Source organism: Paraburkholderia sp. RL17-373-BIF-A (assembly GCF_046030175.1).
Classification (GTDB): Bacteria; Pseudomonadota; Gammaproteobacteria; order Burkholderiales; family Burkholderiaceae; genus Paraburkholderia.
Genome location: NZ_JARESO010000301.1, coordinates 1 through 991 on the forward strand (window position 1 = coordinate 1; position 991 = coordinate 991).

General features: G+C 53.6%; 2 protein-coding genes. One reads left to right on the forward strand and one right to left on the reverse strand.

The annotated features are described in order from the left end of the window. The coding region (locus P0D80_RS50505; RefSeq protein ID WP_408296346.1) for a helix-turn-helix domain-containing protein at nucleotides 1-247 on the forward strand (247 nt) is incomplete at its 5' end. A 511-nt stretch (nucleotides 248-758) separates the two neighbouring features. Here P0D80_RS50505 and P0D80_RS50510 read toward each other — a convergent pair. Continuing rightward, nucleotides 759-991 (reverse strand): transposase (locus P0D80_RS50510; protein WP_408296349.1); only part of this gene is annotated, 233 nt, incomplete at its 5' end.

Sequence of the window (991 nt, forward strand, 5' to 3'; positions counted from 1 at the left end):
GAGGAAGTTCAATGAGTTGTTTAAAGAAAAATTTGGTGTCTCAGTAAAACACTGGTTGCTGGCCCAACGGCTAGCACATGCAAAGTTGCTACTTGAGACTTCACCTAAGAAGGTGATTGATATTGCGTTCGAATCGGGGTTCTCGAACGCAGCGCACTTCTCCGATCGCTTCCGTCGCCACTATGGAATTTGTCCGCGGAAAGTTCGGCAAAATACAAGGCCTGTTATGGAGCCGGTATTGGGATAGCCGTGTGTTACGTGTCGACCGTCCTTGCCGTTCAGTCGCGAACTTGCGAACAGGGTTTCGTAATAGAGACGGGGCAGGGGCACTCACCTACGGAGGCAGGGCCGGCCACAATGCACCAGCCACGCTCACACCGCGAAAGAATGACCATGAGACGAAATGTTGCCGTCGTCGATGTGTGCCTGCCATGTTGACCGACCAGGTGCGGAAGCTCCAATCGCCGTGCAAGTGCCGATCGCGCGTATCGAGACGGTCGGCCTGTCCCCGTTATGAGGATTGGGAACGGCATGTCCAATTGCAGTGCGATTGGGCGATATGGCGGGATTCGAAATAGCATCTGTGGAGTAGCCCCCTGATTCTCAGGAAACGCAGCATTTCTTAGAATTAGATGGGGTCTTGTGACAGATTTCAAGCTTGGGCAGATTGGGGAAGCATCGAGATTCTGAGCTAACCAGGGGGTTGTCGGCGGCGCTGGGTCCACGACGATCTGCATCGTCCACGGGACCATGCGGATTCAACCGGTGGATGCAACGGCTTGCTGAAATCGTTCAGCTGGTGTGTCGAAGTCTAGTGTTTTTCGGGGACGTTCGTTAAGTCGCCTCGCCACAGCATTAAGTCTGGCCTGTGAATAACCAGAGAGATCGATACCTTTAGGGAAGTACTGTCTGAGAAGCCCATTTGTGTTTTCGTTCGAGCCACGTTGCCAGGGATGCTGCGGATGGTAAGTAGGCCAGAGGGGTTGCACCT